This is a genomic window from Roseateles violae, assembly GCF_030410485.1.
Lineage (GTDB): Bacteria > Pseudomonadota > Gammaproteobacteria > Burkholderiales > Burkholderiaceae_C > Roseateles_D > Roseateles_D violae.
In genome coordinates, this window is the sequence record NZ_JAUHHC010000001.1 from 1,146,624 (window position 1) to 1,171,456 (window position 24,833).

The 24,833-nt window shown below is 69.3% G+C and carries 22 protein-coding genes; 9 read left to right on the plus strand and 13 right to left on the minus strand.

Annotated features, from left to right (window positions below):
• Positions 1–246: a hypothetical protein gene (locus tag QWJ38_RS23965; RefSeq protein ID WP_341850476.1), complete on the plus strand. Its 246-nt coding sequence runs from the start codon at positions 1–3 to the stop codon at positions 244–246.
• On the opposite strand, the gene QWJ38_RS05270 is transcribed toward QWJ38_RS23965, so the two are convergent.
• Positions 237–2,282, minus strand: coding sequence for a site-specific recombinase (locus tag QWJ38_RS05270; RefSeq protein ID WP_290357987.1), 2,046 nt, complete (start codon positions 2,280–2,282; stop codon positions 237–239). The genes QWJ38_RS23965 and QWJ38_RS05270 overlap by 10 nt on opposite strands.
• On the minus strand, positions 2,279–2,653 hold the full coding sequence (gene apaG, locus QWJ38_RS05275) for a Co2+/Mg2+ efflux protein ApaG (protein WP_290357988.1): 375 nt from the start codon (positions 2,651–2,653) through the stop codon (positions 2,279–2,281). The genes QWJ38_RS05270 and apaG overlap by 4 nt, the downstream gene beginning before the upstream one ends.
• A gap of 59 nt (positions 2,654–2,712) precedes the next feature.
• Here apaG and QWJ38_RS05280 point away from each other — a divergent pair, with 59 nt between their 5' ends.
• Positions 2,713–3,522 (plus strand): substrate-binding periplasmic protein, encoded by an 810-nt coding sequence (locus QWJ38_RS05280; protein WP_290357989.1) that lies wholly within the window; start codon positions 2,713–2,715, stop codon positions 3,520–3,522.
• 27 nt (positions 3,523–3,549) lie between these two features.
• A complete protein-coding gene (locus QWJ38_RS05285; RefSeq protein ID WP_290357990.1) occupies positions 3,550–4,167 on the plus strand; it encodes a DNA-3-methyladenine glycosylase I in 618 nt (205 codons plus the stop codon).
• Between the two features lie 5 nt (positions 4,168–4,172).
• Here the strand turns inward: QWJ38_RS05285 and QWJ38_RS05290 are convergent, their stop codons facing one another.
• Positions 4,173–5,105, minus strand: coding sequence for a fasciclin domain-containing protein (locus tag QWJ38_RS05290; RefSeq protein ID WP_290357991.1), 933 nt, complete (start codon positions 5,103–5,105; stop codon positions 4,173–4,175).
• A gap of 231 nt (positions 5,106–5,336) precedes the next feature.
• Here QWJ38_RS05290 and rpe point away from each other — a divergent pair, with 231 nt between their 5' ends.
• Both rpe and QWJ38_RS05300 read left to right on the plus strand, forming a co-directional pair.
• Positions 5,337–6,020, plus strand: a complete 684-nt coding sequence (gene rpe, locus QWJ38_RS05295) for a ribulose-phosphate 3-epimerase (protein WP_290357992.1) — start codon at positions 5,337–5,339, stop codon at positions 6,018–6,020.
• On the plus strand, positions 6,020–6,523 hold the full coding sequence (locus tag QWJ38_RS05300; protein WP_290357993.1) for a low molecular weight protein-tyrosine-phosphatase: 504 nt from the start codon (positions 6,020–6,022) through the stop codon (positions 6,521–6,523). The genes rpe and QWJ38_RS05300 overlap by 1 nt, the downstream gene beginning before the upstream one ends.
• Here the strand turns inward: QWJ38_RS05300 and QWJ38_RS05305 are convergent.
• The 9 genes from QWJ38_RS05305 to QWJ38_RS05345 all read right to left on the minus strand — a co-directional run bounded on the left by QWJ38_RS05305 (position 6,513) and on the right by QWJ38_RS05345 (position 18,217).
• Positions 6,513–7,013 carry a spore coat protein U domain-containing protein gene (locus QWJ38_RS05305; protein WP_290357994.1) on the minus strand — a complete coding sequence of 167 codons (501 nt, stop codon included), beginning with the start codon at positions 7,011–7,013 and terminating at the stop codon, positions 6,513–6,515. The genes QWJ38_RS05300 and QWJ38_RS05305 overlap by 11 nt on opposite strands.
• Positions 7,010–9,352 carry a fimbria/pilus outer membrane usher protein gene (locus QWJ38_RS05310; protein ID WP_290357995.1) on the minus strand — a complete coding sequence of 781 codons (2,343 nt, stop codon included), beginning with the start codon at positions 9,350–9,352 and terminating at the stop codon, positions 7,010–7,012. Before QWJ38_RS05310 ends, QWJ38_RS05305 begins: the two co-directional genes overlap by 4 nt.
• Positions 9,353–9,362: 10 nt before the next feature.
• Positions 9,363–10,094, minus strand: a complete 732-nt coding sequence (locus QWJ38_RS05315; RefSeq protein WP_290357996.1) for a fimbrial biogenesis chaperone — start codon at positions 10,092–10,094, stop codon at positions 9,363–9,365.
• Positions 10,095–10,113: 19 nt separating this feature from the next.
• Positions 10,114–10,662, minus strand: a complete 549-nt coding sequence (locus tag QWJ38_RS05320) for a Csu type fimbrial protein (RefSeq protein WP_290357997.1) — start codon at positions 10,660–10,662, stop codon at positions 10,114–10,116.
• 144 nt (positions 10,663–10,806) lie between these two features.
• Entirely contained in the window at positions 10,807–13,923 is a 3,117-nt protein-coding gene (locus QWJ38_RS05325) for an efflux RND transporter permease subunit (RefSeq protein WP_290357998.1), read from the minus strand.
• Positions 13,920–15,209 (minus strand): efflux RND transporter periplasmic adaptor subunit, encoded by a 1,290-nt coding sequence (locus QWJ38_RS05330; protein WP_290357999.1) that lies wholly within the window; start codon positions 15,207–15,209, stop codon positions 13,920–13,922. Before QWJ38_RS05330 ends, QWJ38_RS05325 begins: the two co-directional genes overlap by 4 nt.
• Before the next feature lie 170 nt (positions 15,210–15,379).
• Positions 15,380–16,342: a pseudouridine-5'-phosphate glycosidase gene (locus QWJ38_RS05335; protein WP_434063942.1), complete on the minus strand. Its 963-nt coding sequence runs from the start codon at positions 16,340–16,342 to the stop codon at positions 15,380–15,382.
• Positions 16,339–17,256, minus strand: coding sequence for a carbohydrate kinase family protein (locus QWJ38_RS05340; protein WP_290358000.1), 918 nt, complete (start codon positions 17,254–17,256; stop codon positions 16,339–16,341). Before QWJ38_RS05340 ends, QWJ38_RS05335 begins: the two co-directional genes overlap by 4 nt.
• A gap of 43 nt (positions 17,257–17,299) precedes the next feature.
• A complete protein-coding gene (locus QWJ38_RS05345) occupies positions 17,300–18,217 on the minus strand; it encodes a LysR family transcriptional regulator (protein ID WP_290358001.1) in 918 nt (305 codons plus the stop codon).
• Positions 18,218–18,327: 110 nt separating this feature from the next.
• Here QWJ38_RS05345 and QWJ38_RS05350 point away from each other — a divergent pair, with 110 nt between their 5' ends.
• From QWJ38_RS05350 to QWJ38_RS05360, 3 genes are read left to right on the plus strand one after another with little or no spacing between them, the layout of a single operon-like run.
• Positions 18,328–19,215 carry a sterol desaturase family protein gene (locus QWJ38_RS05350; RefSeq protein WP_290358002.1) on the plus strand — a complete coding sequence of 296 codons (888 nt, stop codon included), beginning with the start codon at positions 18,328–18,330 and terminating at the stop codon, positions 19,213–19,215.
• The gene (locus QWJ38_RS05355; protein ID WP_290358003.1) at positions 19,212–20,657 is read left to right on the plus strand and encodes a coniferyl aldehyde dehydrogenase; all 1,446 of its coding nucleotides are present in this window, start codon (positions 19,212–19,214) and stop codon (positions 20,655–20,657) included. Before QWJ38_RS05350 ends, QWJ38_RS05355 begins: the two co-directional genes overlap by 4 nt.
• 10 nt (positions 20,658–20,667) lie before the next feature.
• Positions 20,668–21,309: an SDR family NAD(P)-dependent oxidoreductase gene (locus QWJ38_RS05360; RefSeq protein ID WP_290358004.1), complete on the plus strand. Its 642-nt coding sequence runs from the start codon at positions 20,668–20,670 to the stop codon at positions 21,307–21,309.
• A gap of 87 nt (positions 21,310–21,396) precedes the next feature.
• Here the strand turns inward: QWJ38_RS05360 and ggt are convergent, their stop codons facing one another.
• Positions 21,397–23,322, minus strand: coding sequence for a gamma-glutamyltransferase (gene ggt / locus QWJ38_RS05365; RefSeq protein WP_290358005.1), 1,926 nt, complete (start codon positions 23,320–23,322; stop codon positions 21,397–21,399).
• Positions 23,323–23,711: 389 nt separating this feature from the next.
• On the opposite strand from ggt, the gene QWJ38_RS05370 reads away from it, so the two are divergent.
• Complete coding sequence (locus tag QWJ38_RS05370) at positions 23,712–24,827, plus strand: chloride channel protein (protein WP_290358006.1); 1,116 nt, start codon at positions 23,712–23,714, stop codon at positions 24,825–24,827.
• Positions 24,828–24,833 lie beyond the last annotated feature (6 nt).

A 24,833-nucleotide genomic window follows, 5' to 3' on the forward strand; every position in this document is an offset into this window, starting at 1 on the left:
TTGGGCGTGGACGGCGCTTGCGGCGGCGGCGCGGTCGAGCAGGCGGCCAGCACGCCTAGAATCGCCGCCGCCGTGCATTTGGAGATCGAGGCGATGGGTGTGATTCTGCTGGAGGCCTTGGCCGCGCTGGGGCTGCTGCTGTTCATCGTCTGGTGGACCATGTTTTCGGGCCGCAAGGGCGGCGAGCGCCCGGGCGAGGACGAAGCGAAGGATGAGGATGACAAGGGCGGCGGCGCTCAGTCCTGACTCGCCGCCCGCGGCGGCAGGAAGAAGCTGCGCGGCCGCTCGCGCAGCCGGCGCCAGATCGCCGCGCTGACGCGGGCGCGGTCGGCCAACTGGATGCCGCGCGAGCGCAGCGCGACCTTGAAGGCGCAGAAGAAGCTGACGGTCAGATTCAGCACGCCGATCAGCGCGATGGTCGGCACGCACCACCAGAACGCCGGGCTGGCGAAGATCTGCCAGCCCAGTGCGCCGACGGCGGCGCTCAGCTGACCGCTGGACAGGGTCACATGGCGCACATCGAGCGGGATGGCCAGGAAGCCGAGCAGCGCCGGCACCATGCCCAGCATCATGCCCAGGCTGATATTGGCCGCCAGGCCGGAGATATTGGCGCGCCACCAATACGCCCAGCGCTGCGCGCGCGCGGCGCCGAGCCGGGCGATCAGATGCGGGTTCCAGGCGATCGCGCTGTCCAGCCGGTAGAACACGAACCAGTTCTCGACCCAGCCGGCGATCAGGCTGCTGATGAACAGCAGCACGCCGGTGAAGGCGGCGAACAGCAGCGAGGGCCCGAACAGCTGCAGCGAATGCAGCACGTACTCGGCCTCCTTCGGCCCGATCACCGGCGCGCCGAACAGCGCCCGCGTCAGCAGCTGCACCAGCAGCACCAGCGGGATCACCAGCGCGATATTGCCGACGATGCCGGCGAACTGGGAGCGCAGCAGATTGGCGACCTCGTCGACGAAGCCCTCCAGGCCCTCGGGCGTGCCGATGTCCTGCAGCTTGTGTGCGATCGCCGGCGCCGTCATCGCCGGCTGCTTGGTCGCCACCGTCCAATGCGCCAGATGGATCAGCACGAAGCTGATCGCATAGTTGACGCCGGCCCAGAAACCGGACCAGAAGGCGGAGAGCCCCAGCGCCAGCAGCGCGAACTTGATCAGCGTCGTCAGCGCGATCATCGCGCCGCCGCCGGCCGCGCGCCTGAGCATGTCGCCGTACTCGGCGCGGTCGCGGGTGATGTAGTGCTCGCCGGTCTCGGCGCTGCGCTCGGCCACCTTGCGCGCCATCAGCGAGTAATGGCGCGCGAACAGCGTGCGGATGCTGCGCCGCTCGTGCACCACGCCGACCAGGCTGGCCGTCAGCCGCAGCAGCTCGCGCTTGGGCTGGTCGGAGACCAGGCAGTCGAGCAGGGCCTCGATGCGCTGGGTGCGCGCCAGCATCTGCTCGACCTCGAACATGATGTCCACCGAGACGCCATAGGCCTCCAGATGCTCGGGCACGCTGTTGACGGCCTGGCGGCAGCGCTCCAGCAGCGCGCGCAGATAGTGCAGATGCTGGCGCAGCGCCGGCGAGTCGCCCTGAGCCGGCTGCTGAGGCAGCGCCTCGATCAGCTGTTCCAGCGCATGCGGCAGCTGGGTGAAGGGCCGGTCGGCGATCAGCTCGGGACTCATGCGCAGGCGCAGCGGCGAGGACAGGCCGGCGGCATGGACGGCGCTGACCAGCACCACCAGGCCGTCCAGCATCGGCTCGCGCCAGGACGGTGCCTCGCCCGAGCCGGCGCGCGCGAACAGTGCCGCCAGCCGTTCGAGCAACTCGTCGTCGATCGCGGCCAGCCATTGCTCGTCGGCCTCGTCCGGGAACAGCGGGCCGAACAGCTCGCCCAGATCGCTGCTGTCGACGGTGCCCGGCAGCAGGCGCAGGCGCAGGCGCAGCAGGAATTCGCTCCACAAGGCCATGCGCGGCGCGAAGCCGACGTCGGAAAACAGGCCGACCGCGCTGACATCGCGCCAGATGCCGGCCCAGACCTCGGCGAAGGCCTGCGCATGCTCGGGATGGCGCTCCAGCACATTGAGCAGATGGCGCAGGCGCCGCACCGGCATCGGCGCCGCATCGGCGCGCGGCTCCTCGCCGGCGGCGCCGCGCGCGGGCGCATGGCGCAGCCATTCGAGCAGCCGCGCCAGCCACAGATTGCGCGCCGGCAGCGCCGCCTTCGGGTCGGCGGCGTTGAGCAGCGCCGTCAGGTCCCAGGCCTGGGCCTGCAGGCCTTTGCCCAGCAGACTCAATGCAAGGAGCTGCTGTCGGCCAGCAGGAATTCGGGCACCTCGGCGTAGAACACCTCGGCCGCCTCGGTCACGCACAGGAAGCGGCCGCGCATGCTGCCCTGCGGCGTGGCGATCTGCGCCCAGGAGCTGTACTGGAACTTCTGGCCCGGCGCCAGCAGCGGCTGGTGGCCGACGACGGCCAGGCCGTCGACGCGCTGCTCGCGGCCCTGGGCATCGACGATCTGCCAATGCCGGCCGACCAGCTGGGCGCCGATGTCGCCGGTGTTCTCGATCGTGATCGTGTAGCTGAAGGCATAGAGGCCTTGCTCGGCCTGCGTCTGCTCGGCCAGGGTCTGCACGACTACGCTGCAGCGGAATTGCGGGTGCGCCATGCGGCCGATTCTAGGCCGCGTCGCGCGGCGAGGCGGCGCGCTGCCGCTATGCTCCGCCCATGCATGCCGCTAGCGACTTTCTGATCCGGGCCGGGCAGCGCTTCGGCGCCGCGTTCGGTGCCGCGCTGTGGCTGGCGCTTTTCGCGTCGCCGGTGCCGGCCGCGCCGCCGCAGCCGCCGCTGCAATTGCAGACGGCGCAGCAGAGCGGCTCGATCGGCAAGTACGCCGCGCCCGGCGAGGCGGCGCTGCCAGGCATCTGCATGGAGATCCTGCGTGCGGTCGAGCGCGTCGACCCGGGCCTGCGCTTCGTCGGCCTCGAGCGGCGCGCGCCGCTGCGCCGCATCGAGCGCATGCTGGCCCAGGGTGATCTCGATGTGTTCTTCTGCCTGCTGAAGACGCCCGAGCGCGCCCAGCAATGGCGCTATCTGCCGGTGCCGCTGTACCGGGTCCGGCATATGGTCGTGCAGCGCATCGACGATGCCCAGGTGCTGCGCAGCACGGCCGACCTGATCGCCTCGGGCTTGAAGAAGCCGGTGCTGGTGAGCCAGGGCACCGTGCTGCAGCAGGGGCTGGCGCGCGCCGGCGTCGTCACGGCCGAGGCGCCCTCGGAGCGCGAGGCGCTGCAGATGCTGCTGCTGGGCCGCACCGATGCCGTCTACGGCCAGGACGTCAACCTGCTGCGCAATCTGCGCGAGTCGGGGCTTGGCGACAAGCTGCGGCTGTCGCCGACCGTCTTTCTCGAGGACCTGCAGTACGCGACCGTCGGCCGCCAGCTGCCGGCCGATGCCGAGCAGCGGCTGACCCAGGCGCTGCAGGCGCTGGAGCGCGACGGCACGCTGAAGGCGATTGCCGACAAGTACAACCGCTAGAACAAGAACGAAGGAAGGAGGCCGGCGATGAGCGAGGACCTGCATTACCTGCCCGCCGACGGCCGGCCGCGCTGCCGCTGGTGCGCCGCCGCGGCCGGCGACGAGGGCTATCTGCGCTATCACGATCTGGAATGGGGTTTCCCGGTCGCCGACGATCGGCGCCTGTTCGAGAAGCTGAGCCTGGAGGGTTTCCAGTCCGGCCTGTCCTGGCGCACCATCCTCAACAAGCGCGAGGCCTTCCGCGCCGGTTTTGCCGGCTTCGATTTCAAGCAGGTCGCGCGCTTCGGCGAGCGCGATGTCGAGCGCCTGCTGCAGGACGCCGGCATCGTGCGCCACCGCGGCAAGATCGAGGCCGTCATCAACAACGCGCAGCGCTGCGTCGAGCTGGTCGCCGAACAGGGCTCGCTGGCCCGCTATATCTGGTCCTTCGAGCCGCAGGCACTGGACGCGCCGGCCCATGCGACCGAGACCGAGGCGTCTCGCGCCCTGTCCAGGGACCTGAAGAAGCGCGGCTGGAAGTTCGTCGGCCCGACGACGATGTATGCCTTCATGCAGGCGATGGGTCTGCTGAACGACCATGCGCCCGCTTGCGTCATCCGCGCCGAGGTCGAAAAAGCCCGGCGGCTTTTCACACCGCCGGGCTGACAAAATCAGGGCCGGGGCAGGATGACCTTGTCGATGACGTGGATCACGCCGTTGCTGGCCAGCACGTCGGTGGCCACGATGCTCGACTTGCGGGCCCGCTGGTCGGTGATGCTCAGGCCGGCGTCGATGCTCAGGCTGTCGCCCTGCACCGTCGCGATCGCCGTGTTCAGTGGGACTTCGGCCTTCAGCACCCGGCTGGGCAGCACGTGGTAGGTCAGCACCTTGGTCAGCAAGGCCTTGTTGGCCAGCAGTTGAGCCTTGGTGACGCCCAGCTCGTTCAGCAGCGCGGCGAAGGCGGCATTGGTCGGCGCGAACACGGTGAACGGACCGCTGCTGTTGAGCGTGCCCACCAGGTCGGCGGCCGTCACCGCCTCGACAAGGATGCTGAAGTCCGGGTTGGCCACGGCGGTGTCGACGATGCTGCGGTTGGCGGGCAGTAGCACCTTGTCGATTGCGTGGATCACGCCGTTGCTGGCCTGCACATCGGCCTGCAGGATCTTTGCCGTGCGGTTGCGGCCATCGGTGATGACCAGATCGCTGGCCACCGCGTCGATCTTGAAGATGCCGCCCTGCGCCGTGGTCACCGCCCGGCCCAGCGGTACGGCGGCTTTCTCCACCTTCGAGCTCAGCACGTGGTAGCTCAGCACCGTGCGCAGCAGGGCCTTGTCGGCCAACAGCTGCGCCTTGGTGACGCCCAGCTCGGTCAGCAGTGCAGCGAAGGCGGTGTCGGTTGGCGCGAAGACCGTCAGCGGCCCCGGTGCGGACAGCGTCGCGCCGAGGTCCGCAGCGGTGACGGCTTCGACCAGGATGCTGAAGCGGGCATCGGCTTGGGCTGTTTCAACGATATTGACCGGATGAGGGTCGTCGCCGCCGCCGCAGGCAGTCAGCGTGGCCGTGGTCAGGACGAGCAGAGCGAGACGTCGCGTCAGAACATTCATGGGGAACTCCTTGGACGAGGTGTAACGAACTGGCCGGTGTCAAAAATGAACTGATGAGTATTTAATATGAACTTCATGGTATTTCATGTCAACCATCGAGTTCACTTTGTTACTTCTCGGTCTCGGATTTCTGCCGCCCGCCACCTAGGCGCCACGCGCAGTCCATGACGCGGTCAGTACGTGGGCCGGGCGCGGCTTCGACGGGCCCAAGCCTCCGTAGAATCCCGCCCCATGAGCACCACCTACCGCATCGCCCCCAGCATCCTCTCGGCCGATTTCGCCCGCCTCGGCGAGGAGGTCCGCAACGTGCTGGCCGCCGGCGCCGACTGGATTCACTTCGACGTGATGGACAACCATTACGTGCCGAACCTGACCTTCGGGCCCATGGTCTGCGAGGCGCTGCGCAGGCACTCGGTCAAGCCCGACGGCACGCCCTGCGCCATCGACGTGCACCTGATGGTGCAGCCGGTCGACAGCCTGGCCGTCGCCTTCGCCAAGGCCGGCGCCGATCTGGTCAGCTTCCACCCGGAGGCCAGCGCCCATGTCGACCGCACCTTGCAGCTGATCAAGGCCGAGGGCAAGCAGGCCGGCCTGGTGTTCAACCCGGCCACGCCGCTGGACGTGCTGGAGTGGGTGATCGACAAGGTCGATCTGGTGCTGATCATGAGCGTCAACCCCGGCTTCGGCGGCCAGAGCTTCATCCCCTCGGCGCTGAAGAAGCTCGAGGCGGCGCGCAAGATCATCGACCAGAGCGGCCGCGACATCCGCCTGGAGATCGACGGCGGCGTGAAGGTCGACAACATCCGCTCGATTGCCGATGCCGGCGCCGACACCTTCGTGGCCGGCTCGGCCATCTTCGGCAAGCCCGACTACAAGGCGGTGATCGACGCGATGCGGGCCGAGCTGGCGCGCTGATGTTGAAGTTCGGCCTTGCCAAGGCCAGCGGGCCTTCGCTGCTCTTCGTGTGTCTGGGCAATATCTGCCGCTCGCCGATTGCCGAGATGCTGGCCCGCCAGCATTTGGCGCAGTGCAAGGCGATACGCTCGGCCGGCACCCGTGCCGTCGGCGGCCCGATCGACTCGCGCGCCGCCGCGGCACTGGCGAGGCGGGAACTGAAGGCCGAGAAGCGCTTTCGCTCGCGCCAGTTCGAGACCGCCGACTTCGAGCGCTACGACCTGATCCTGGCGCTGGACTCGCAGAACCTTGCCGACCTGCGCGAGATGTGCCCCGAGCAGCACCGCGGCAAGCTCCGCCTGCTGCTGGACTATGCCCCCGGCCTCGAGGGCCAGGACGTGCCCGACCCCTACTACGGTCCGGCGGCCGGCTTCGACCATGCGCTGATGCTGATCGAGCGCGGGATCAGCGGTCTCGGTGCGGCCCTGCGGGCGGAGCGCATCGGCGCGCCGGTCAGTAGCTGACCGTCAGCAGCAAGGTGTCGGCGTAGCGCCCGGGGCTGATCAGTTGGCCGGCCGGAATCTCGCCGTAGAGACGCCTAGCCCCCGAGCTGGCCGATTGCCCATTGGAAAGCCGGATCGTGCCCGACGGAAAGCTTTCGCAGCCGCGATTGCCCCAGATGCCGCCGACCGGGTTGTCGATATAGACGTTGTAGCTCAGGGCCTGGGACGCGGAGCCGGTCTTCATCGCGCGCAGCCTGCAATCGCCCGTGGCGCCGTTCGACAGCTCGGCCGCCCACGAAACCAGGACCGACCCACCGCCGAGATGGGTGCAGAACAACTCGGCCGTGGTGCTGGCCGTGGTTGGCAGGCCGCGGCTGGGAACGTAGTCGCCGAAATTGAGGCTGTTGCCCACCGACATCGTGCAGGCGAATTTCCCTTCGTTCTGCGCCGTCGCCGGTCCTGCGCCTAGCAGTTGCCCCAGCAGCAGGGTGGCGAGCAGAGCCCCCCTCATGGCTCCGCCCCCGACTTGCAAAGGAAGGGCCCCAGCACCGGCAGCCGCTCGGCCGGGGCCTGTTCGAGGCGCAGCTGGAAGCTGCAGCGGCGCTCGCCCCAGCGGGCGACGAAGCGGGCCTGCAGGGGCAGGTCGGGGATGAAGACCTCGCCGTCGTCGGCGACCGGATGGCTCAGCGCGCTGCCGTCATATTGCAGCTCGGCGCCGGCCGGCAGCGGCGTGCCGTCGGGCAGCAGGACCCGCAGCAGTGCGTTGAGCCGCCGCCGCGCGTCGAAGTCGACCAGGGCCGCCGAGCGGAAGTACGGTGCGGCCCGCTGTTCCGAGGCGGCCAGCGTGATGTCGATCGGCAGGTCCTTCTCGTCGATGGAAATCCGATTGGGCTGATAGGGATAGAGTCGGGGCAGGATCAGCTTGCCCTCGGCATCGGTGCGGCCCGCGTAATTGCCCTCGTGATAGACGCGCACGTTCTCGAACTGGCCGACCCTGACCAGGGCGAAGCTGTCGACGATGGGTCGGGCGGCAAAGAAGGTGGCATCGACATAGCCGATGCCGCCCTCGGCGCTGAACCGAACGGCGCTGCTGCCGCCGCCGCTGGCGATGTCGGCGCTGTAGATGCCGTAGCGGCCCGAGCGGGTGCCGCCGATTTCGTAGCGCTGGTCGCTGCCGGCGCGCAAGCGGTAGCCCCAGCCCTCGCCGCTCGGGATGGCCTTCTGCAAGGACAGGGCCGCATGGCCGGTGTCATGCGATCCGCTGCGGCTCGACGAAGCATCGACCGAGGCCGTCGTCGCTTCGCCGAGCGGCAGCACCAACGAGGCAAAGAAACTGCTGCCCGGCACCGACGCGCCCCAGCTGCGCGAGGCCGACAGGATCAGCGAGGCCCATTTGACCGGGTTGAACGAATAGCTGAGCGTGGCGCTCTGGACAGCCGGCTCGCCGTGGCTGGCCTGGCCGGCCCAGGCCAGGCCCAGTGAGCCTGCCGCGCCGAAGTTGTAGCCCAGCGCCGCCATCGTGCTGCGCGCGAGCCGTCGCAGGCTTGTCTCGTCGCCGGCCAGACGAAACTCCGGGCTGGCCCAGAGCCCGCGCAGCACGATATTGAAGCGCGCTCGCTGGTACTCGTAGCCGGCCACGGCGAGCTGGCCGCTGCCGGCATCGCCATGGCTGGCCGCCAAGCCGGCACTGATGACGCCGAGATTCGCCGGATTCCAGTCGACGGTGGCACCGCCGGCACGCACATGCGCGTCGACCTCGGCGCGCAGCTCGACGGTGGTCTTGTCGCTGAGCCCGCGCCGCCAGTAAGCGCTGCCGAAGCCGTCGCCATAGTCCGAGCTGGCAAGGCCGTAGTTGCGCCGCGGCGCGCCGATGCTGATGCGGTAGTCGTCGAGGGCGGGGGCGAGCAGCCGACGGCTGGTATAGAACGGCTGCGTGATCAACTGCTGCTGGCCGAAGGCATCGCGCACGATCAGCTGCACCTCGCCCGAGCCGGTGACCACAGGCATGCCGGTGATGCTGAACGGGCCCGGATCGACCGGCTGCGAGCCCACCCGCGAACCGTTGACGAACACGTCGACCGTTGACGGCACGACGGCGGTGCCTGGAACCGCCGGCAGCGGATAGGTCAGCAGATTCGGTTGCAGGCTGAAATTGCTGCCGATCTGCAGGCCGCCGAAGCGAATCGAACGGCCCCAGGCCCCTGGCGTGGTGATCGCGTCGCCGAGCGTCACGGTGCGCAGCTTGGACGGCAGGTCGTAGCGCCAGGCGCTCTCCAGTCGAATCAGGCGCCCGGTCGTGCCACCGCTGAATGTCGCCGTGTTGGCGCCGAAGCTGGTGTTGCCGGCGCCATAGCGCCCCGAGACTCCGAGCTCGAACAGGCCGGAGGCAAAGGAGGAGGCTTCGGACGAGAAGCCGAACAGCTTGTAATTGGCGAAACCGCCCCAGGGCGGCGCCGTCGACTCGACGACGCCACCGCGCTGCAATGCGTGCGAGCCAGGCTCGAAGGCGCTCGGGGGCAGGCGCACGTGGAGGCGCTGGGTGCGCTGGTCTATCGTGGCCGTGGCACCGGCGATCGCGTCGAGCGCCACCAGCGGGCGCGACTCGATCTCGATCACAGAATCCGGCAGGGCCTTCACGCGCCAGCGTCGCAGCGCGGCCCGCTCGACCAGCAGGCGGCCGCCTGGCTGCGGCAGCACGACGAGGCTGCCGACCGCCTGGCCATTGACCGTGGCCTCGAGCAAGACCAGGCCCTGCGCGGCCGTGCCCGCCGGGTCTGACAGCTCGCTGTCGACGCCATCGAGCTCACCGGCGCGGCACGCGTGATGAGCCAGTAGCAGGGACGCTGCCATCGCAGCGACGCTAAGGGCGCTCTTCAAGTGGGACGTCGATGCTGACCGGCCGCCCGGCCTCGTCCTGCGCCCTGATCTGCAGGCTGCGGGAGGCCGGATCGGGGCGCAGCGCCAGATCCAGCTCCAGGCGGGACTGCGCCAGCACGACAAGGAAGGTCCGCTGGAGCCGGGCATCGCCGACGGAGAACTCGACGTCCTGGATCCGGTAGCGGCTCGTGCCCCCGTTCTCGCCGATCAGGCGCACGCCCTCGGCGGTGCGCTCGGCACGCCAGTTCGCCGCCGGGTTCGGGTCCGGGGTCGGCGGGCGGATATAGACCGGCATATTGTGGGCGACTGCAATGCGAAATGCGCCCCTGCCGCTGGCCGGTTCCTCCTTGGGCGGGACCTCCCTGATCAGCAGCCGGTAGGCGTCCTCGATCGGCCCGCGCGTCGAATTGCGCGGCGCCACCCGCACCAGTTGCTCCTCGCCCGGAGCCAGTCTGAAGATCGGCGGGTTGACCAACAGCTCTCGGGTCTCGACCGTGCTGTCCCGGCCCTGGGCTTGCGACCATTTGAGCGCCTTGCTCTGCACGACGATGGTCTCATCGCTGGTGTTCAGCACGCGGACCGAGGCCGAGGCGTCGCGACTGTCGAGGCTCAGCCCGATCGGCGAGACGCTGAAGCCGCCAGCCAGCGCGTCGGCTGCCGGCGCGCCGGCCAGCAGCATGGCGATCCTCATCGCGGTCGCGAAGCTCAGCCTCATGTTCAGCCAGGCCCGGTACTCAATAGATCGCGGTGACGGTCACCACATCGCTAAAGGCGCCGGCCGCGTAACCGCCCGGCGGTGCGGCATCGATGACGCCGCACAGACTGATGGAGCGCCTGCCACCGGCACCGATGGTGCCCGACAGGGCATTGGCGCCGGTCGTCCACTCCACCGAGGCGCCGGCGCAGCTGCTCAGCGTGGCGGCGTCGGGCTGGTAGATGTGATAGGAGATGTAGCCGCCGGTCGAATTGGCCATCGAGCGCAGGGTGGCCGACTGGCCGAGGCCGAAATGAAGGCCGTTGTTGATCTCGATCGAGACCGTCGCCCCCTGGGTGCAGGCAGCCTCGATCGTAGCGGTCGCGGCAAGCGGGCTGCCGAGATTGGCGAGCACCGGGCCGAAGTTGAGGTCGGTGAGCCGTGACACGGTGCAGACCGACTCGACATTGGCGGTGACGGTCACCGTCGCGCTTGTGACCGCCGCCTTGGCCGGCATGGGCGGCAGCAGCATCGCGGCGGCGAACGTCGCTAAGCCAAGCCTAATTCCGATCCGCTGCTTGCACCGCATCGACGTTCTCCTCAGCTCGAGCAGTCTTGTTATCGCCGGATCTTAGAGTCTGCGGGCCAGTGGTCAAGGCAGCTGTTGTGCGCCGCGCGAAGTCGGTCGGTCTCGGTGCGAGCCATGGCACTGCCGGTGCGCTTGCCTTTTCGTTCAATCGGCTCCCGCATGCGCCGTCATCCTTCCCTGCGGCACTTCCCGCATATCCGGCCCCTTGCCGCTGAAGCGGTCCAGCGCCAGATAGATCACCGGCGTGATGTAGAGCGTCACCGCCTGCGACAGGATCAGGCCGCCGACGACGGCCAGGCCCAGCGGCTGGCGCAGCTCGGCGCCGGCGCCCAGGCCCAGCGCGATCGGCAGCGCGCCCATCAAGGCGGCCAGCGTCGTCATCATGATCGGGCGGAAGCGCAGAATGCAGGCCTCGCGGATCGCCTCCGGTGGGCTCATGCCGCCGTTGCGCTGCGCATCGAGCGCGAAGTCGATCATCATGATCGCGTTCTTCTTGACGATGCCGATCAGCATCAGGATGCCGATCGTCGCGATCAGCGTCAGGTCCATGCCGAAGATCTGCAAGGTGAGCAGCGCGCCGACCGCGGCCGAGGGCAGGCCGGCCAGGATGGTGATCGGGTGGATATAGCTCTCGTAGAGCACGCCCAAGAGCACATAGATCACCGCCACCGCCAGGCCGATCAGCAAGAGTTGACCCCCTTGCGAGTCCTGGAAAACGGCCGCATCGCCGCCGTAGCTGGTGATGATGGACGAGGGCAGGCCGATCTCCTTCACATAGGCTTCCAGCTGCTTCGTCGCGTCGCCCAGCGGCACGTTGGGCGCCAGATTGAAGCTCAAGGTGATCGCCTGCAGCTGACCCTGGTGGTTGACCGCCGTCGGCCCGAGGCCGCGCTGCACGCTGGCGAAGGCGGCCAGCGGCACCTGGGCGCCGTTGCGGCCGCGCAGATAGATCTTGTTGAAGGCGTCCTCGCTCAGGCGATCGGCATCGGTCGCCTCCATGATCACCTGGTAGGTGTTGCTCTCGGCGTAGATGGACGAGATCTGGCGCTCGCCGAAGGCGTCGTAGAGCGCGTTGCGCAGGTCCTGCATCTGCACGCCGAGGATGGTGGCGCGCTCGCGGTCGATGATCAGATTGGCCTGCAGGCCGCGCAGCTGCGAATCGCTGGTGACGTCGCGGAACAGCCGCGCATCGCCGCGCAGCTTGTCCTGCAGCTTGGCGGCCCAGCTGTTGAGCTCGCCGGCGCTGACCGACTGCAGCGTGAACTGGTAGCGGCTCTTGCTCTGCCGGCCGCCCAGCTGCAGGTTCTGCACCGGCCGCAGATAGACGGCGATGCCGGGCACCGCACGCAGCTCCTTGCGCAGGCCCTCCAGCACCTCCTTCATCGGCGGGCGCTCGGCGCGCGGCTTCAGATTGATGAACATGCGGCCGGTGTTGACATTGCCGCCACCCCCGCCGCCGCCGACCGCCGCCGACACGCTGGCCACCGCCGGGTATTTCTGCACGATGGTCGCGACGCGCTCCTGCAGCACCGTCATCGCATTGAAGGAGATGTCCTCGGCCGCCTCGGTGCTGGCCTGGATCTGGCCGATGTCCTCCTCGGGGAAGAAACCCTTGGGGATGGCGATATAGAGCCAGACGGTGGCCGCAAAGCTGGCGACGGCCACGCCCATCACCCAGGCGCGATGGCGCAGCGCCAGGTCCAGGCTGCGCGTGTACAGGTCCAGCATCCGGTTGAAGGCGCGCTCGAAGCTCCGGCCGAGCCGGCTCTCCTCCGTCTCGTGGTGGGCCTTGAGGAAACGGCTGCACAGCATCGGAACCAGGGTCAGCGAGACGCCGGCCGAGACCATGATGGACAGCGAGACGACGACGGCGAACTCGTGGAACAAGAGGCCGATCACGCCGGGCATGAAGAAGATCGGGATCAGCACGGCGACCAGCGAGATCGAGATCGACACGATGGTGAAGGACATCTCGCGTGCGCCGCGTATCGCTGCGGCGAAGGGCGCCATGCCGTCCTCGATATGGCGGTGGATGTTCTCCAGCATCACGATCGCGTCGTCGACGACCAGGCCGACGGCCAAGGTGATGCCCAAGAGCGAGATATTGTCCAGGCTGTAGCCCAGCGCATAGAGCAGGGTCAGCGCACCGATCAGCGAGATCGGCAGCGACAGGGTCGGGATCAGGGTCGCGACCGCGCGGCGCAGGAACAAAAAGATCACCAGCACCACCAGCGCCACCGTCAGCGCCAAGGTGAAGTAGACATCGTGCAGCGACTCGCGGATCGAGACCGAGCGGTCGTTCAAGGTGCTCATCTGCACCGAGGCGGGCAGCTGGGCCGCGAAGCGCGGCAGCATGGCCTTCACCGCATCGACGACCTTGACCGTGTTGGCGTCCGGCTGGCGCTGCACGGCCAGCACGATGGAGCGCTCGCCGTTGAAGTTGGAGAACGATTTGACCGTCTCGAAGCTGTCCTGCACATCCGCCACATCGCGCAGAAAGGTCGGCGCGCCGTTGCGCGTGGCGACGACGATGTCGCCGAACTCCTTGGCATTGCGCAGCTGCTTGTTGGCCTGCACGGTCAGCGTCTGGCGCGTGCCGTCGAGCACGCCGACCGGCGTGTTCGCATTGGCCCCACGGATCGCCGCCTGCAATTCCTCCAAGGTGATATTGCGCTGGTTCAGCACCTCGTTGCGGACCTTGATCCGCACCGCGAAACGCTTCTGGCCGAAGATGCCGACCTGGGCCACGCCGTCGATCGTCGACAGGCTGGGCGTGATCAGGTTCTCGGCGAAGTCGTTCAGCTCCGACAGATTGATGGACGGCGAGGTCAGGGCGACCAGCAGCACCGGCGCGTCGGCCGGATTGACCTTGCGATAGCTCGGCGGCGAGGTCATCTCGGTCGGCAGCGCGCGCAAGGACCGGAACAGCGCCGCCTGCACGTCGACGGCGGCCGCGTCGATGTCGCGCGAGGGGTCGAACTCCAGGGTCAGCGAGGTACTGCCCAGCGTGTTGGTGGACGAGATCGTCAGCAGGCCGGCGATGGTCGAGAACTGCTTTTCCAGCGGCAGCGCCACCGAGGAGGCCATCGTTTCCGGCGAGGCGCCCGGCAGCGAGGCCTGCACATTGATCACCGGCGTGTTGTAGGAGGGCAGGGCCGCGACCGGGATCTTGCCCCAGGCCGCCAGACCGGCGATCACCAGCGCGATATTCAGCAGCACGGTCATCACCGGCCGCCGGATGAACAGTTCGGTCAGGTTCATGGTGCGCTTGCTCCGGAGGAGGCTGGCGCAGAGGCCGTTGCCGCCGCATCCTGCGCCGAGGCCGCGCGGCGCGCCGCCTGCGCGGCCGGATTGATTGCCGCCGGCTGCTCGCGCACCGGCGTGCCGGGGCGCAGGTTTTGGCGGCCGTCCAGCACCACCTTGGCGCCGGCCTCGATGCCGTCGACCACGGCCAGCTCGCCAAAGGGGTAGCGCAGCTGGATGGTCTTCAGCTGGGCCTGCTTGTTCTCGTCGACGATGTAGACCACGCGCTCATTGCCGCGCTGGATGATGGCCGCCTGCGGGATCACGACCGCGTCCTTGATCGTGCGCAGAATCATCCGCATGCGCACATACTGGCCCGGCCACAGCGTCTGCTGCTTGTTGTCGAACTCGGCCTTGACCTTGATGGTGCCGGTGGCCGTGTCGACCAGGTTGTCGACGAAGCTCACGCGGCCGCGCGCCGGCTCCGAGGCCGGGCGCGCGCCGGGCAGCAGCACCTGCGCCTCCAGCGGTCGCGGCGCCGCGCCGCTCGCGCCACCGCGGGTCGCCTGCAGCAGCGGCGCCAGCTGCGACTCGGGCAGCGCGAAGCTGACGCTGATCGGGTCCAGCTGGGCGATGCTGACCAGGGGCAGGGCCGTCGAATTGGCCTGCACCAGGCTGCCGGCGACGACGTTGACGACGCCGGCGCGGCCGGACAGCGGCGCGCGGATCTCGTTGTAGCTGAGCGCGACCTGGGCCGCCTGCACGGCCGCCTGGTCCGACTGCAGCAGCGCGCGCTGCGCGTCGAGGTTGGCGAAGGCGGTGTCGACCGCGTTCTGCGCAATGAAGTTCTGCGCGCGCAGTTCCTGGGCGCGCTGGTACTGGCGCTCCAGATCGTTCAGGGTGGCGCGGTCGCGCGCCAGCTGGGCGCGGGCCTTGTCCAGATTGGCGCGGTCGGCGCGGTCGTCGAAGCGGAACAGCAGATCGCCCTTGCGGACGCTCTGGCCGTCTCGGATCAAGACCTCCTTGACCGTGCTGGTCGTTTGCGCGCGCAGGTCGACGGTGTTCAGCGCGGCGACGGTGCCGCTGGCCTCGATGCTGACCGGCACCTCCTGCTTCTGTGCGCTGATCACCCCGACCGATTGCGTCGCCGGCCGGCCGCCGGGCCCGCTGGCCGCCTGCGCGGAGGCGGCGGCATTGCCGCTGGCGGCACCCGCCTCCGGCGCGGCACGATTGTTCTTCCACCACCAGCCGCCGGCGGCCAGGGCGATCGCGATCAGGGACAGGGTCAGCAGCTTACGGGACATTTCCAGCTTTCGAGTTCTTGCGGCGAGCGGGGACGGCAGGGCGAGCGCCGTCACGGGCGCAAGCTTAAGCGCCGGTGCCGGCATTCATATTGCCGTCCGGTTAAGCGCCGCCGCCCTGCCGCCGCCGATTGGACGCCGGCAAGGGGCGCACCGCCAGAGAGGAATCCCGCTCAGCCGAGCCGGCCGGGCAGCGCGTTCAGCGCCAGTGCGAGCTGCGCACCGACGCGCGCATTGTTCTTCACCAGCGCGATATTGCTGGCCAGGCTGCGGCCCTCGGTCAGGGCCTTGATGCGCGCCAAGAGGAAGGGCGTGACCGCCTTGCCGGCAATGCCCTGGGCCGCCGCCTCGGCCAGCGCCTGCTCGGTGATCGCGTCGATCTCGCTCTTGGGCATGGCTTGATCCGCCGGCACCGGGTTGCTGACGACGACGCCGCCGGCCAGACCCAGGGCCCATTTGGTCGCCACGAAGCGCGCCTGTTCTTCCGCGGTGTCGAGGCGGAAATCGGCCTTGAAGCCGCTGTCCGGCGTGTAGAAGGCGGCGAAATTGTCCTGGCCGACGCTGACGACGGGCACGCCCTGGGTCTCCAGGTACTCCAAGGTCAGGCCGATGTCGAGGATGGATTTGGCGCCGGCGCAGACGACGGCCACCGAGGTCCGTGCCAGCTCCTGCAGATCGGCCGAGATGTCGAAGCTGGTCTCGGCGCCGCGGTGCACGCCGCCGATGCCGCCGGTGACGAAGACGGCGATGCCGGCCAGGGCCGCGCAGATCATCGTCGCGGCCACCGTCGTCGCGCCGATTCGGCCGCTGGCGATCACATAGGGCAGGTCGCGGCGGCTGACCTTCAGCGCCTCGGGCGACTGGCCCAGCAGTTCCAGCTCGGCCTCGGTCAGGCCGATGCGGATCTTGCCGCCCAGCACGGCAATCGTCGCCGGCACGGCGCCGGCCGCGCGGATCAGGGTCTCGACCTCGCGCGCCGTCTGCACGTTCTGCGGATAGGGCATGCCGTGCGAAATGATGGTCGATTCGAGCGCGACGATCGCGCGGCCGGCGCGGCGCGCCTCGGCGACCTCGGGGGCGAATTCGAGCAGGTCCTGCAGCTGCGGGGCGAAGACGGTGTGGCTGTTGGTGTTCATGGATGGTGTGCTTCGAGGTGTTCGGCCAGCCAGGCGGGGCTCAAACCCGGGTGGACGGTGGCGGTGGTCTGCAGGGTCAGCGCGGCCAGTTCGAGGCCGACCCGGCAGGCGCTGGCCAGCGGCAGACGCGTCAGCGACGCGCAGATGCCGGCGGCCAGCGCGTCGCCGGCGCCGGTGACGTCGACGATGGTCGCGACGGGCGGGGCCGGCAGCTGCTGGGCTGCCTGTCCGGCTTCGCTGCACAGCAGGCCAGACCCGCCGGCCGTCACGACGATCTGGCGCAGGCCGCGGCGCTGCAAGTCGGCCAGGCGCGCTTCATCATCGGCCGCGCCGGGCAGCAGCGCGCGCAGCTCGCCGCGGTTCAGGATCAGGCATTGCAGGCCGTGCAGATCGGCCGGCAGCCGCGCCATCTTAGGTTCGGACACGGCGACGGCGATCACCGCCAGGCCGGCCTCGCGCGCCCGGGCCAGCAGGGCCGCGATGCTGGCGGCGGGCAGGTTCAGATCCAGCACCAGCGTCGCCTCGGCCGGCAGTGCGCAGTCGCGCAGGAAGTCCGGCGTCAGGCGATCGGCCAGCGGCATCGCCGCCAGCGCCAGCAGCATCTGGCCGCCGGCATCGAGCACGGCCGTGTAGCTGCCGGTCGGCTCGCCCGGCGCGAGCAGGCTGCCGTCGCTCGACAGGCCGGCCTCGGCCGCATGGGCCAGCAGGGCCCGGCCGGCCGCATCGTCGCCGACGGCGGTGATCAACCGGGTCGGCAGGCCCAGCCGGGCCAGGTTCTCGGCCACATTGCGGGCGACGCCGCCGAAGGCCTCCAGCTGCACGGCCGGGTTCGAGCTGCCCATGGTCAGCGCCTCGCGGCTGCGCAGCTTGCGATCGATATTGGCGCCGCCGATGCAGACGATGGAAGGAATCATGGCGGCAGTATAGAAACGCCTGCCGCCGAGCCCGGCCGGCGGCTCAGGGCGGGGCCGGCAGATTGACCGTGGCCGCCACCTCGCGCACGCAGGCGATTGCGCGCTGTGCCATCGGCGAGGGCGTGCGGTTGCGCAAGGTCACCAGACCCATGTCCGAATAGACGGCCGGCAGGTCGCTCAGTTCGAGCGGCACCAGCGTGCCGGCGCGCACATCGTCGGCCACGGCGGCATCCGAGGTCGCGCAGACGGTGTCGCTGCTCAGCGCCAGGCTGCGCAGCAGCGAGAGGTCGTCGCATTCGAGGGCCAGCGCCATCTCGTCGGCGGCGCTGCGGCCGAGCAGCCGGGCCAGCAGGGCCTTGACCGGGCCCGGCACCTTGATGGCCGCCAGACCGTAGTGCCAGGCCTCGAGGAAGCTGCAGCGCCGCCCGGCCAGTGGGTGGCCGGCGCGCACGAAGAGATGGGCGCTCTGCCGGCCCAGCGATTTGATCTCGATCCGCGGGTCCGGCGGGATGTCGCGCACCTCGGCGACGAAGAATTCGATGTCCTCGGCCCGCAGCCGCTCCAGCAGCAACTGCCAGTTGTTCATCTCCAGGCGCAGGCAGACGCCCGGATGCGCGCGCCGCAGCCGCGAGATCACGGCCGGCATGATGGTCGCGGCCGGAAAGGGGCCGGCGCCGAAGGCCGTGTCCCCGAGCTCGCTATCGCGGTAGAGCAGGGCGTCGCGCTGCAGGCAGCGGGCATCGAACAGTAGGCGCCGGGCTCGCGTGATCAGGAAGTCGCCCGCCGGTGTCGGCTTGACGTCTCCGGTCTCGCGGTCGAACAGCCGCATGCCCAGCTCCTGCTCGATCGCCTGGATGCTGCGGCTGAAAGCCGGCTGGCTGAGGTGCACGCGCTCCGCCGCGCGCGCGAAATGGCGGGTGTCGGCCAGAGCCACCAGATGTCCGAGACGCTTCAGATCCATGGCTCAATGCTCAGTGTGCATTGAGATATTGTCAACATTGCATTGGACACATTGAAGGCCGCCGCCGATAAATAGAGCACCCATCACCCCCAAAACCGGAGACGGCATCGATGAGTCCCTTGCTCCAGAACAGCCTGATCGTGACGCTGATCCTCGGCTTCGCGCTGATGGAATACACGAGCCGACGCTACCGGACGAAGGTGGCGGCCAACGCCAGCGCGAACGACACCAAGCTGGAACTGCTGATGTTCCTGAGCCTGGTCGCGATTGCCCAGCCGGTGGCGCTGCTGGGCAGCAATGCGCTGTGCACCTGGCTGATGCCGGCCCAGCGCGGCGCCTGGGAGGGCCTGCCCTGGTGGGCGGCGGTCGGCGTCTTCCTGGTCGCCGACGACATGACGCAGTACTGGTGGCACCGGATATCCCACACACCGCTGCTGTGGCCGCTGCACCGCGCCCACCACTCGGCCAAGTACATGAGCATCCGCGTCACCTACCGCAACAACTTCTTCTACTACCTGCTGATGCCGGGCCTGTGGATGGCGGGCGTGCTGATCTTCCTTGGCCTGGGCAAGGTCTACACGGGCTATATCGTCGTCAAGATCGCCGTCATCCTCGGCGCGCATTGCGCCTGGGCCTGGGACGAGCCGCTGTACCGCATCAAGGCGCTGCAGCCCATCATGTGGGTCGTCGAGCGCACGATCTCGACGCCGGCCACGCACTGGGCGCATCACGCGCTGACCAATGACGACGGCGTCGGCCACTACAAGGGCAATTTCGGCAATCTGCTGTTCTTCTGGGACGTGCTGTTCGGCAGCGCCCACATCACGCGCCGCTATCCGGCCGCCGTCGGCCTGCACGACGACCGCCTGTTCGGCGACGAGCACTGGGCCGACCAGATGTTCTATCCGCTGGCGCAATCGACGCGCGAGCACAGCGCCTTGCGCCCGGGCGCCCGGCAGTACGAGCCGCCGGCCGGCGCCGGGGCTTCGCAGGCATGAGCGGGCGCAGTCCCGCCGCCGACGCCGCCGCGCGCGTCGCCGATGTCTTTGCCGATCAGCAGCAGGCCTTTGACGCCCACCCGTTTCCGCCGGCCGAGGAGCGGCTGGCCCAGCTGCGCGCGCTGAAGCGCCAGCTCTCGCGCTACCAGGATCTGCTGGCCGGGGCGATGGGCCGCGACTTCGGCGGGCGTTCGCCCAGCGAGTCGATGATGCTGGATGTGCTGCCGACGACGCTGGCGATCAATCATGCGATCGCCCATCTGCGCCGCTGGATGAGGCCGAGCCGGCGCGCGACCGAGCTGCTCTTCCTCTCGAACCGCCTGCGCGTTCATTACCAGCCCAAGGGCGTGGTCGGTGTGATCGCGACCTGGAACTTCCCGGTCTATCTGTCGCTGGGCCCGCTGGCGGCGGCGCTGGCCGCCGGCAACCGCGTGATGCTGAAGATGCCGGAGCAGACGCCGGCGACCAATGCGGTGCTCAAGCGCCTGCTGGCCGAGGTCTTCGACGAGCGCCAGGTGGCGCTGATCGGCGGCGAGCTGGAGGACCCGAATGTCTTCTCCTCGCTGCCCTTCAACCACATCGTCTTCACCGGCTCGCCGGCCGTCGGCCGCATCGTGATGCGCCAGGCGGCGCAGCACCTGACCCCGGTCACGCTGGAGCTGGGCGGCAAGTCGCCCGCGGTCGTGATGCGCGGCTACCCGCTGCGCGAGGCGGCGCTGCGCATCGCCCATGGCAAGGGCACGAACTGCGGCCAGATCTGCGTGGCGCCGGACTATGCGCTGCTGCCGCGCGAGCAGCTGGCGGCCTTCGCCGCCGAGCTGAAGACTGCCTTTGCGCGCCTGTATGGCCCGCGCGCCGAGCAGAGCGCCGATTACACCTCCATCGCCAGCCAGCGCCAGGCCGCGCGCATCGCGGCCCTGCTCGACGATGCGCGCGCCAAGGGCGCGGAGATCATGCCCTGCGGCGAGGTGAGCGATCCGCGCCGGCTGCCGCTGCACCTCGTCAGCGGCTGCACGCCGGAGATGGCCCTGATGCGGGAAGAGATCTTCGGGCCCATCCTGCCGGTGCTGCCCTACGACACGCTGGACGAGGCGATCGCCTTCATCCGCGCCCGCCCGCGGCCGCTGGCGCTGTACTGCTTCGGCCACGATGCGGCGGCACGCGAGGAACTGCTGCGGCGCACCCACTCCGGCGGCGTGACCATCAACGACTGGGGCTGGCATGCGGTCAACCACGACGCCCCGTTCGGCGGTGTCGGCAACTCGGGCATCGGCAGCTACCATGGCGTCGAGGGCTTTCGCGAGCTCTCGCATGCGCGCACGGTGTTCAAGCGCCATCGCTGGTTCCCCATCGATTTGTTCTATCCGCCTTATGGCGGACTCGTGCAGCGCCTGGCGCTGAAGTTCTTCATCGGCCGCGGCGACGCGGCGCTCAAACCTTGATGTGATCGGCATGCAAGCAACACTCGAAGGCAGGCGCATCGCCGTGACCGGCGGCTTCGGCGCGCTCGGCCGCGCGCTGGCCCAGGTGCTCGACGCCGCCGGCGCGCGCGTCGCCCTGCTCGACCGGGCGGCCCTGCCGGCCGGCCTGCCGGCCCGCTTCGTCGCGCTGGGCGGCGTCGATCTCAGCGAGGCAGCGCATGCACGCGCGGCGCTGGACCAGGCGGCGAGCCGGCTCGGCGGCCTCGACGGCCTCGCCAATGTGGCCGGCGGCTTCCTGTGGGAGACCGTCGAGAGCGGCGGCATCGAGAGCTGGGATCGGATGCAGGCGATCAATCTGCGCACGGCCCTGCTGGCCTCGCAGGCGGCGCTGCCGCATCTGCTCGCCGCGGGCGGTGGTCGCATCGTCAATGTGGGCTCGGGCGGTGCGCAGCAGGCGGGCCTGGGCATGGGCGCCTACGCGGCGGCCAAGGCCGGCGTCGCCCGGCTGACCGAGGCGATGGCCGAGGAGTTCAAGGACCGGGGCCTGAACGTCAACGCGGTGCTGCCGGGCATGCTCGACACGCCGGCCAACCGCGCCGAGATGCCGCAGGCCGACTTCACGCGCTGGGTCGCGCCCGAGGCGCTGGCACAGGTGATGGCCTTCCTGCTCTAGGACGCCGCGGCGGCCGTCAACGGCGCGCTGATTCCGGTCAAGGGGCGGGGCTGAGCCAGGCCCCGCCCACCAGCGCTCAGCCCTTCATCATCGCCGCGGCAGCCCGATCACCGTGCCCTCGCGCCGGCCGTCCGCCGCGCCGTACTGCTTGCCGGTGTGCTGGTCGACGACCACGGCCTGCACCGAGCCGATCTCGCCGCCCGGCGCTGTCAGGGCCACCGTGTAGCCCAGGGCGGCCAGGCCGCTGATGGTGGCCTGCGGGAAGCCGGGTTCCATGCTGATCGTGCTGCCGGTATTGGTCACCGACACGCGCGGTGCATTGACCGCGTCCTGCAGCGACATCTTGTGGTCGATCAGATTCAGCGTCACGTTGAACACCGAGTTGATGATGGACGCGCCGCCCGGCGAGCCATAGGCGAGCAGCGGCGTGCCGTCGGGCGCGAAGATCATCGTGGGGTTCATGCTGCTGCGCGGCCGCTTGTTCGGCTGCACATCGTTGAAGCCGGGGCCGCCGGTGTAGGGGTTGGTGGTGGGCGCCGTGTTGAAGTCGGTCAGCTCGTTGTTGAGCAGGAAGCCCAGATTGCGGAAGGAACCGTCGGCGCGCTTGTAGCCGGCGAACACGCCGATGCCGTGCGAGGACTCGATCGTGTTCGTGTAGCTGACCATATTCCCCCATTTGTCGACCACGGAGAAATGTGTCGTCGTCTCGCCGGGGCCGGTCACCGGCTCGGCCACGGCCAGCCGGGTCGCGGGCTTGATGCCGGCGCTTTCATAGGGCCGCGGATCGCCGGCGTTCGGGTTCGGCGTCAGCCTGACACCCGGCACGATGGCCGCGCCGCGCAGGCCGACATAGCTCGGGTGGAGCAGGCCCTTGGCGGGCACCGGCACGAAGTCGGCGTCGCCCATCCATTGCGAGCGATCGGCGAAGCCCAGCCGCATCGCGTCGACCATCACATTGACCGTCTTGGTCGAGCCGAAGCCATAGCCCTGGCTGGCGTCGCCGATCGGGAAGCGCTCCAGCATCTTCAGCATCTGCAGCATGGTCAGCCCGCCCGAGCTCGGCGGCGACATCGACTTGATCGTGTAGCCGCGGTAGCTGCCGACTATGGGCTGGCGGATCTTGGCCTGGTAGTTCTCGAGGTCGGCCAGCGTCATGCCGCCGCCCTTGCCATTGGGCGCCTGCGGCCTGTTGAACTTCTGGCCCTCGACGATGCCCATCGCGATGTCGCAGCCCTTCTCCGGCATGTATTTGTAGAAGCAGTCGGGGCCGTTCGCCGCCAGCAGGCGGAAGGTCTCGGCCAGCGGCTTGTTCTGCACCAGCGCGCCCACCGGCACCGGCTGCCCGCCGGGGCAGAAATAGGCGGCCGCCTCGGGCGAGTTGGTCGAGCGGCCGCCGTTGTTGCAGCTGACCGCGGTGTAGCGCGGCGTCGCCGCGAAGCCTTCGTCGGCCAGCCTGATCGCCGGCTGGAGGACCTGAGCCAGCGAGAGATTGCCGTAGCTCTCCAGCGCCAGCGCGGTGCCGCGCACCATGCCGGGCACGCCGACGGCCACGCCTTGCAGGCTGGCACTCGGCACGCCGACGAACATCGTCGGCGTCGCCGCCGCGGGCGCTTTCTCGCGCGTCTCGACGACCAGGGTCTGCCCGCTCTTGGCCAGGTGGATCATCATGAAGCCGCCGCCGCCGATGCCGGCCGATTGGGGCTCGACGACATTGAGCGCGTAGGCGATCGCGACGGCCGCGTCGACGGCATTGCCGCCCTGCTCGAGGATCTGCGCGCCGGCCTCGGCGCCATAGGGATTGGCGGCGGTCACGACGCCCTGGCGGAAGGCCTTGCCGGCCCAGGGCGGCGGCGAGCCCTTGGCCTGCGGTGGCAGCTTGACGCTGGACACGACGCCCAGCGTCGTGTCGTCGCCGCCCTCGTCGGCCAGGGCCCAGCCGAAGCTGCCACAGGCCAGCAAGGCGGCCAGCGGAATCGCGCCCAGGCGAACGGTCTTGGATGTCGATGCAGTCATGAGCAGTCTCCTGTGATTTCGTTTTCAAACCGATGGAGTGGCGCCCAGTCCGCGAAGCGGTGCCGAAGAAAAGGGCCGAGGCGCAAACTCGCTGCTCGCTCCCGCAGGCCGGGAGTCGGGCTTTGAGTATCAAAGAATCGCTGCGGCCTTGCCAAGCACCACGAACGTGCATGCCGGCGGGGGCACGGGCCTTTGAAAAGGGCGGTATCCGCGCCGACGGGGCGCGCTACTTGTCGGTCGAAGCGGAGCTTGACTGCCGCGATACTCCCGGCATGGCTGAAGAACCTCCGCGCCCCTCGAGCCCTCCGGCAGCGATGGCATCGGGGGGAGCCGACCCGGAGAAGAGCCCATCCCCGGACGGGCACAGGGAGCCGGACTTCCTGGCCGCCATGCGGGCGGACCTGGCCGACTGGCGGCAATGGCTGTCGCGTGGGGTCGTGCTGGCCCTCGCCGTCGCGGCGGGCCTGGCCGTGGTGCTGTTCACCTGGGTCAGCGATCAGGCGATCGCGGCCTTTGCGGCGCTGCGCGCCTGGTCGCCCTGGGCGCCCTTGGTCTGGACGCCTTGCTGTACCGCGGCCCTGGTCTGGATCACGCGGCGCCATGCCCCGGGCGCCGGCGGTTCGGGCATTCCTCAGGTGATGGCCGCGCTGTCGCCCCAGGTACCGGCGGCGCAGCAGGGTTTGTTTGTCTCTCTGCGACTGAGCGTGGCCAAGCTGCTGCTGGTGTCGGGCGGGCTGCTGGGCGGACTGGCGATCGGCCGCGAAGGTCCGTCGGTGCAGATCGCCGCGGGTGTGATGCAGCACGCCCAGCGCTGGTTGCCACGACGCTCTTCGCTCAATCACGACGGCCTGCTGGTGGCCGGCGGTGCGGCGGGCATCGCCGCCGCATTCAATGCGCCACTCGCCGGCGTGATGTTCGCGATCGAGGAGTTGACCCGCAAGATCGAGCAGCGCAGCAGCGGCCTCATCATCGCGGCCATCGTGCTGGCGGGTCTGATCGCGGTCTCGGTGTTCGGCAATGCGAGCTACTTCGGCCGCCTGCGCGCCGACCGCCTCACCTGGTCCCATCTGCTGCCGGGCCTGCTGACCGCCCTCTGCTGCGGATTGGTCGGCGGTGTGTTCTCGCGCCTGCTCCAGCGCAGCCTGCTCGGCGGCAGCGACCGCTTCAGTCGCTGGCGCGCCCGTTTCCCGGTGCGCTTCGCCTTCGCCTGCGGCCTGGCCATCGCCCTGCTGGGCTGGGTCAGCCAGGGCGCCACCGACGGCAGCGGCTACGAGTACACGCGCGGCCTGGTGGAGGGCACCCAGGCGTCGGTCACCGCCTTCATCATCGTGATGGAAATGGTCGACGGGCATTCGATGGTGCTGAGCCTGATCGCTGCGGCCCTGCTGGCGAGTGTCGTCTCGCGCTGCATCAGCGTGCCGATCTACCACCGGCTGGCGCAGGCCCAGCTCGCCCGGCTGCCGGCGCCGAGCGACTCACCGACCGACGCCAAGCCCAGCCCTTGATGGCGG

Bases quoted from the DNA above. Each gene is read 5' to 3' on its own strand.
- apaG (WP_290357988.1), bottom strand. From the start codon at position 2,653: ATGGCGCACCCGCAATTCCGCTGCAGCGTAGTCGTGCAGACCCTGGCC.
- QWJ38_RS05280 (WP_290357989.1), top strand. From the start codon at position 2,713: ATGCATGCCGCTAGCGACTTTCTGATCCGGGCCGGGCAGCGCTTCGGC.
- QWJ38_RS05285 (WP_290357990.1), top strand. From the start codon at position 3,550: ATGAGCGAGGACCTGCATTACCTGCCCGCCGACGGCCGGCCGCGCTGC.
- QWJ38_RS05290 (WP_290357991.1), bottom strand. From the start codon at position 5,105: ATGAATGTTCTGACGCGACGTCTCGCTCTGCTCGTCCTGACCACGGCC.
- rpe (WP_290357992.1), top strand. From the start codon at position 5,337: ATGAGCACCACCTACCGCATCGCCCCCAGCATCCTCTCGGCCGATTTC.
- QWJ38_RS05300 (WP_290357993.1), top strand. From the start codon at position 6,020: ATGTTGAAGTTCGGCCTTGCCAAGGCCAGCGGGCCTTCGCTGCTCTTC.
- QWJ38_RS05305 (WP_290357994.1), bottom strand. From the start codon at position 7,013: ATGAGGGGGGCTCTGCTCGCCACCCTGCTGCTGGGGCAACTGCTAGGC.
- QWJ38_RS05310 (WP_290357995.1), bottom strand. From the start codon at position 9,352: ATGGCAGCGTCCCTGCTACTGGCTCATCACGCGTGCCGCGCCGGTGAG.
- QWJ38_RS05315 (WP_290357996.1), bottom strand. From the start codon at position 10,094: ATGAGGCTGAGCTTCGCGACCGCGATGAGGATCGCCATGCTGCTGGCC.
- QWJ38_RS05320 (WP_290357997.1), bottom strand. From the start codon at position 10,662: ATGCGGTGCAAGCAGCGGATCGGAATTAGGCTTGGCTTAGCGACGTTC.
- QWJ38_RS05325 (WP_290357998.1), bottom strand. From the start codon at position 13,923: ATGAACCTGACCGAACTGTTCATCCGGCGGCCGGTGATGACCGTGCTG.
- QWJ38_RS05330 (WP_290357999.1), bottom strand. From the start codon at position 15,209: ATGTCCCGTAAGCTGCTGACCCTGTCCCTGATCGCGATCGCCCTGGCC.
- QWJ38_RS05335 (WP_434063942.1), bottom strand. From the start codon at position 16,342: ATGAACACCAACAGCCACACCGTCTTCGCCCCGCAGCTGCAGGACCTG.
- QWJ38_RS05340 (WP_290358000.1), bottom strand. From the start codon at position 17,256: ATGATTCCTTCCATCGTCTGCATCGGCGGCGCCAATATCGATCGCAAG.
- QWJ38_RS05345 (WP_290358001.1), bottom strand. From the start codon at position 18,217: ATGGATCTGAAGCGTCTCGGACATCTGGTGGCTCTGGCCGACACCCGC.
- QWJ38_RS05350 (WP_290358002.1), top strand. From the start codon at position 18,328: ATGAGTCCCTTGCTCCAGAACAGCCTGATCGTGACGCTGATCCTCGGC.
- QWJ38_RS05355 (WP_290358003.1), top strand. From the start codon at position 19,212: ATGAGCGGGCGCAGTCCCGCCGCCGACGCCGCCGCGCGCGTCGCCGAT.
- QWJ38_RS05360 (WP_290358004.1), top strand. From the start codon at position 20,668: ATGCAAGCAACACTCGAAGGCAGGCGCATCGCCGTGACCGGCGGCTTC.
- ggt (WP_290358005.1), bottom strand. From the start codon at position 23,322: ATGACTGCATCGACATCCAAGACCGTTCGCCTGGGCGCGATTCCGCTG.
- QWJ38_RS05370 (WP_290358006.1), top strand. From the start codon at position 23,712: ATGCGGGCGGACCTGGCCGACTGGCGGCAATGGCTGTCGCGTGGGGTC.